The sequence below is a fragment of the Schnuerera sp. genome, assembly GCF_035459645.1.
Lineage (GTDB): Bacteria > Bacillota > Clostridia > Tissierellales > Tepidimicrobiaceae > Schnuerera.
Map to the genome: position 1 here is coordinate 1 of NZ_DATHXO010000306.1, position 6,785 is coordinate 6,785.

7 protein-coding genes are annotated in these 6,785 nt (G+C 32.2%); 5 read left to right on the top strand and 2 right to left on the bottom strand.

Annotated features, from left to right (window positions below):
• Positions 1-15: 15 nt before the first annotated feature.
• Both VK998_RS13040 and VK998_RS07170 read left to right on the top strand, forming a co-directional pair.
• Positions 16-96: a hypothetical protein gene (locus VK998_RS13040; protein WP_414713577.1), complete on the top strand. Its 81-nt coding sequence runs from the start codon at positions 16-18 to the stop codon at positions 94-96.
• A 20-nt stretch (positions 97-116) separates the two neighbouring features.
• Complete coding sequence (locus VK998_RS07170) at positions 117-974, top strand: MupG family TIM beta-alpha barrel fold protein (protein WP_414713578.1); 858 nt, start codon at positions 117-119, stop codon at positions 972-974.
• Positions 975-1,081: 107 nt separating this feature from the next.
• Here the strand turns inward: VK998_RS07170 and VK998_RS07175 are convergent, their stop codons facing one another.
• On the bottom strand, positions 1,082-1,276 hold the full coding sequence (locus VK998_RS07175) for a hypothetical protein (protein ID WP_325227011.1): 195 nt from the start codon (positions 1,274-1,276) through the stop codon (positions 1,082-1,084).
• A gap of 377 nt (positions 1,277-1,653) precedes the next feature.
• Here VK998_RS07175 and guaD point away from each other — a divergent pair, with 377 nt between their 5' ends.
• Positions 1,654-2,928, top strand: coding sequence for a guanine deaminase (guaD, locus tag VK998_RS07180; RefSeq protein WP_325227015.1), 1,275 nt, complete (start codon positions 1,654-1,656; stop codon positions 2,926-2,928).
• A 67-nt stretch (positions 2,929-2,995) separates the two neighbouring features.
• Positions 2,996-4,666 (top strand): PucR family transcriptional regulator, encoded by a 1,671-nt coding sequence (locus VK998_RS07185; protein ID WP_325227017.1) that lies wholly within the window; start codon positions 2,996-2,998, stop codon positions 4,664-4,666.
• A 55-nt stretch (positions 4,667-4,721) separates the two neighbouring features.
• Here the strand turns inward: VK998_RS07185 and VK998_RS07190 are convergent, their stop codons facing one another.
• On the bottom strand, positions 4,722-5,417 hold the full coding sequence (locus VK998_RS07190) for a cyclase family protein (protein ID WP_325227019.1): 696 nt from the start codon (positions 5,415-5,417) through the stop codon (positions 4,722-4,724).
• A 243-nt stretch (positions 5,418-5,660) separates the two neighbouring features.
• On the opposite strand from VK998_RS07190, the gene VK998_RS07195 reads away from it, so the two are divergent.
• Positions 5,661-6,785: dihydroorotase (locus VK998_RS07195; RefSeq protein WP_325227021.1), on the top strand; the 1,125-nt coding region annotated here is incomplete at its 3' end.

A 6,785-nucleotide genomic window follows, 5' to 3' on the forward strand; every position in this document is an offset into this window, starting at 1 on the left:
GCCGGGTCATTCTCGATGGCGTTGGGCGAGTGGGTCTCAGTGAAGAGCTCGCGGGAGCTGCACGAGCGGCAGATCGCGGTCGAGGCGGCGGGTTAAAGGAAAGACAATTTAAAATTATGGGAGATGTATCTGTAAAGACTTTAGAATTTTTCCAATATGATTCTATTATTAGATTTGCACAGGATATGGGAATTGATATATTGCGTTTAGATTATGGTTTTAGTGAAGACGAAATATTAAAAATTGGTGAAGAATATCCAATATCTTTTAATCCATCAACAGAGGATGAAATAATAGCAAAGGAAATATTAGATACTGGTTCAGATGTTTTTGCTTTGCATAATTTTTACCCAAGACCAGAAACAGGATTGGACCCTGAAGATTTCAGTATTATTAACAATAAGTTAAAAGATTTAAAAATAAAAACTTTAGCTTTTATTCCAGGAGATGAAATCAAGCGTACTCCAATATATGAAGGATTACCAACTTTAGAAAAGCATAGGTACATTCCTCCTTATGTAGCTTATTTAGACCTTGCTAAAAATTTTGGAGTAGATGGAATATTTGTAGGGGATGTAAAAATATCGGAATTGCAAGGAAAACTTATTACCGATTATATCAGAGAAAATATTATCAACATACCAGTAGAATTTTCACCAGATTATAACTACCTTTATAATCAAGTATTCACTATAAGAGCCGATTCACCAAAGAGTATTATGCGATTACAGGAATCTAGAGAGTATTCCCGTATTGGGAAACAATTGGAACCTTTTAATTGCATATCTAGAGAAAAAGGGACAATCACTATGGATAATATTGGCTATAAAAGGTATTCGGGAGAGATTCAAATATTAAGGCAGGGCTTTCCTCAAGACGATAGGGTTAATGTAATAGGAAAGTTGAAAAATGAATACCTTGATATTATCAATTGTATAAAAAATAGAGATAAAATAAGATTTATAAGTATATAATAGAAATAACTAAAAATATAAATAATTATATAAAATCTGTTGCTGATAAAACTCAAAAATAAGCAAACTAATACTTAGTAAGTATTAATTTGCTTATTTTTTATTTTCTATTCAAATTCTAATCCATATACATCAAATTCCTTATTTGCTAAATCAGAACTATATTTGGCAGGTTTAATCTCTATCGTATCTCCTGTCAACTTAGCTTCTTTATATAGATATACTTTTATACCATCCACTTCATACATATTATATTTATCGGGAGCCTCCGGCTCATTAAGCCTTACAAAAACCTCTGGCATAGGGCTTCAGCAACTTCCTACTGCTTCAGCATATATGGTCATAGCATTTTTTCCCATCATGCTAAGGTTTTCTTTTGCCTCTCCGCTGATGATAATTTTCATAATGAATTCCTCCCCCAAAGATACTATATCTTTACATATACCCATATATGGTATATTAAACAAAAATAAATAATTTAAAACCTCAATTAAATTTGAAAAGGAAATATTCAAATTGGAGATTTTAGATAAGAAATAAGTAATTTCTAAGTTGAACATTTTTATTATATTGATGCTATAAAGGTTTGATTTGTATAGATTTAATATATATTTACATATTGTAAAAAAGATATAATATACTTGAATTATAACAAGCTAAATTTTAAGGAGTGATAAATGTGGCAAAAATAGTGTTAAAAGGGGACATAGTATTTACCTCCAATAAAGATAGGTTTGAAACTTATGAAGACTACTATATAGTAGCAGAAAATGGAAAAGTAGTAGGAATATATGAAGAATTAGCTGATGAATATAAAAATTATCCTATAAAAGATTATACAGGAAAGATGATAATACCAGGTTTTGTAGACTTACACCTTCATGCTCCTCAGTATCCTAATAGAGGATTAGGTTTAGATAAGGAGCTTATCCCTTGGCTTAATACCTACACATTTCCTGAGGAATCAAAGTATAGAGATATAGAATATGCAAAAAAGGTATATTCTAATCTAATTAAGGATTTATGGAGAGTTGGGACTACTCGTTCGGTAATATTTAGTAGTATCCATAGAGAAAGCACCAAATTGTTGATGGATATGTTGATGGATTCTGGCTTAGGAGCTTATGTAGGGAAAGTAAATATGGATAGAAATACTACTCCAGAACTTACAGAAGATACTCAAAGATCCATAGTAGAGACAGAGGAGATCATATTAGAATATAAGGATAAATCCAACCTTGTAAAACCTATAATTACCCCAAGATTTGTGCCTACTTGCTCCGTGGAGCTTATGAAAGGTTTAGGTAAATTGGCTATAAATAATGGAATTCCAGTTCAATCTCATCTAAGTGAGAATGTTTCTGAAGTAGAATGGGTTAAGGAATTGCACCCAGAGCTTCCAGATTATGTTTCTGTATATAATGAATATGGACTTTTTGGTCAAACAAATACGATAATGGCTCATTGTATATATAATACAGAAAATGAAATTGACATAATGGCAAGGAATGGAGTGTTTGCAGCCCATTGCCCTTATTCTAATTATAACTTATCTAGTGGAATAATGCCTGTGAGAAAGTTTTTAGATAAAAAAGTACCTGTAGGTTTAGGCTCGGATATATCAGGGGGTAATAATTTAAGCATACCTAGTGTTATGGTGGCAGCTATACAAGCCTCTAAAATTAAATGGTTAGAGACAGATAAAAAATTACAGCCTTTGACTAGTTCAGAAGCTTTTTTCTTAGGAACTAAAGGTGGTGGAATCTTTTTCGGAAAGGTTGGTAGTTTTGAAGAAGGATACGACTTAGATGCATTAATAATAGATGACTCCTCCCTAATGTGTGGAAATGAACTGTCTCTAGAAGAAAGAATACAAAAATTCATGTACATTGGAGACGATAGAAATATTATTCATAGATATGTAAGAGGCAATGAAGTTTCTGAACCTAAGTAGACAGACTATTTTTCCTATGTTATAATTTTTGTAATAAGGTATGAAAACATAGGGGAGTAGGTGTAATATGTCTAGACAAAATGGAATTAGTGTTGAAGATATGATGAGTCTAGAGGTTATGGGCGACTCTAAATTGATTGCAGGTTTTAAAGGGATTAGAAACACTATATCTAGGGTGAACATTATGGCAGACCCAGATATTATGGATTGGGTTCAAGAAGGGGAATTTTTATTAACTACTGCTTATTTTTTGGAAAAAGATAATGTAGAAGCACAGAAAAAATTAATAAAGGAATGTTATGATAAACATTTAGCTGGAATAGGAATTAAAGTATCTCCTTATTTAGATTCTCTTTCTGAAGAAGTTTTACATCTAGCTAATGAACTAAATTTTCCTTTAATAGACATTCATCAATCAATACCATTATCTGATATTATGATGGATGTTTTTAAAGAGATATTTAACAAACAAGCCTCTTTACTGGAAAGGATAGAAAAGGTTCATGAGCAGTTTATGGCTGTAATGCTTGAGGGTAATGGAGTAAAGGAGGTAACCCAAGTAATACATGATAATATAAAGAATCCAGTCATTTTATGTTTAAACTTTTCTAACCAAGTACATAAGAAATTAGGAGAAACAAATGAAAAATTAAAGGCAGAGTTTTTAAACGATGTAAAAGAATTTTATGACCCTAATGACGGAAGAAGCAAGCTGAAAAAATTAGATGAGGATAAGGTTATAATCGATGGTAAATTTGTGGATAGGATGATAATGCCTATTGTACTTAAGGACAATGTATATGGGCATATATTTACCTGGTCTACTAACTCTCCTTTAGGGGGATTTGATTTATCAATAATTGAATCAGCTTCAACTACTATAGCATTGGCTGTATTGCAGGAATTAACTGTGAAAGAAGTGGAAATAAGATATAGATCTGAATTTTTTGAGGATTTAATATCTGTAGATCCTAAGAGAAAGAAAAAAGCCTTAGAGAGAGCCCATTTTTTCAATTTGAATCCAAACTCTTATTATATTATTGAAGTTATGAGTTTTAAACTAAAGTTTGAAGATGAAAATGATGACAAATATCTATTTGAATATTTACAGGATTATGTAAATACTATGGTTGCTATTATTGAGGACATAATGAGATATTTGAATTTAAATGGTATAGTAGCCACTAAACTCAACGGTGTTCAGGTATTGTTGAGTTTTGAAGATGAAAGCAGAATTGTAGATAGATTGAATAATTTTAACAATAGGGTAATGGAGACTTTAGATGAAAAGTTCAACAATATGAATGTAAAAATAGGAGTAGGTAGAACTTATAAAGGATTAGATAATGTGAATAAAAGCTTTTCTGATGCTGTGAAAACCATTAGGACAGGCAAGGCTATCATCGATAAAAAAATGATTACTTTTGACGAACTAGGAATATTCAAGATACTGTGTCAAGATTTTTTAACAGAGGAGTTAGAGGATTTTTACAATACTACTTTAAAACCTTTGGTAGATTATGATGATAAAAAATCTACAGAGTTGGTAAAGACTTTAGAGGCCTATTTCGAACATAATGGGAATCTTACCAGAATGTCGGAAAATTTATATACTCACTATAATACTATTTTATATAGAATTAACAGAATAAATGAAATTACTGGCATGAGTCTAGATAATCCTAACGATAGATTAAATTTAGAAATTGCATTGAAGATTAGAGAACTATTGATGTAGTAAATATAAGAGCCTTTGGTGGAAAACATTTTCACCAAAGGCTCTTATATTGAAATTATTCTTCTATTAATGCAACTGCTCTAATAGGAGAACCGGAGCCGTCTCTAATTTTTAAGGGAAGGCCAATGTATAAAAATCTTTGATTAACTACTTTGTCTAGATTGCATAAATTTTCTGTATTGGTTATATTATATTCTCCACAAACCATATGACCAGAAAAGTTAATGTCATCTGGTGTTAAATCTATGGCTGGAGCGTCAATACCAATATTCATGACTCCTTGTTCAGCTAACCATTTAGCCCCTTCATAGCTTAATCCTGTGTAATCTGTTTGAAACTTGTCCGTTCCGTAAGCTCTGTCATGATGACCAGTATAAAGAAGAACTATATCACCTTTTCTAATTTCTTGACCAGATTTTCTAACGGCTTCTTCTAAATCTATTGGTTCTATATAGTTTGGATATCTTATATGGGATACATCTATACAAATAGCACTGCCCCAAAAATGTTCTAATGGCATATTATCTATAGTTGGGCCTCCAGGTTTGAATTCTGACACTCCATCACTATGAGTACCACAATGCTCAGATATAAGTAAGTTTCTTGCAGAGAACCCTACAGTAGGGCTACCTGTCATCTCCATATTTTCTTCATGGGTCATATTAGTCATTATGAAGGTTCTTTGATGCATTGGGAATATGGACATACCTTCAAAGATTTCCTGTGATAAATCGATTAATTTTAAAGCCAAAATTATCCCTCCTTATAAAGATTTTATTTAACATAAAGATAATATACTAATTTTAATTATATATATTATTGTAGTAAAACCTATATAAAAAATATACAAATTTATTATTAAATACTTACAAAATCTTTTATAGATTTGTTAATTTAATGCAAAATTTTTATAGTAATCTAACAAGGTTTATTTTTTGTCTCTATGTTATTATAATTGAAAGATGTTTCTCAATAAAACAAGGGGGTTTACAAGATGTATGACGTTATAGTCAAAAATGCTAGAATTCCACAAGGTGATGATACCATTTTAACGAACATCCTAGTAAAGGATGAAAAGATTGCTGGATTTTTAGACAATGTAGATGGCGTAGATGCTAAAAATATTATCGATGCTGGCGGTCATTTAACATTACCAGGTTGTATAGATCCACATACTCATTTTATGTATCAAGGATTTCCTCATAGAGAGAATTTCTTAACTGGTTCAGCTGCAGCAGCAAGAGGTGGAGTAACTACAGTTATAGATATGCCTTGTTGTTCAGTTCCATCAGCAAGAAGTGTTGAGCAATTGAAATTAAAATTAGAATTAGTAGAGCCACAAGCTTTAGTGGATTATGCTATGTGGGGCGGAGTTACAGGAGAAGACGTAAGAGAAGGTTGGCTAGACAATGTGCAAGAACAAGCTGATTTTGGTGCTGTAGCTTTTAAGGCTTATATGACACCATCAGTACCAACTTATCCAAGAGTTACAGATCCAGAAATGTATGAAGCTTTTAAGGCAGTAGCTAAAACTGGTCTTCCAATAGGTATACATGCTGAGAACTTTGCAATGTGTGATTTCTACGTAAAGAAATTCCAAAAAGAAGGACGTTTAGATGGACCGGCTTGGGCAGAAGCTAGGATGGAATTAGCAGAAAAGGTTGCTATAGAACTAGGAATTAGTTTTGCAGAAGCTGCTGGTGCTAGATTACACATAGTTCATATGAGTACGGGAATTGGTGCCAAACTAGTAGGAGAAGCTAAAGCAAAAGGATTAAATGTAACTAGTGAAACTTGTCCACATTACTTAATGTTGAACTACCAAGAAGCTATGACTAAATATGGTCCATTAGCAAAAATTGCTCCTCCTCTAAGAGAGAAAAAGGATAACGAAATGTTATGGGAAGGTCTAAAAAACGGCAGTGTAGATTTTATGGGTACAGACCATGCTCCATATGAATTAGAAGCAGAAAAACTTAAAGAAGGTATGAATATATGGACATCTTTCCCAGGAATCCCAGGAGTAGAGACTATGGTTCCAATATTAGTAAGTGAAGGATATAACAAAGGAAGGATATCCTTAAGTAGATTGGTAGAGATATTATCGACTAACGCAGCT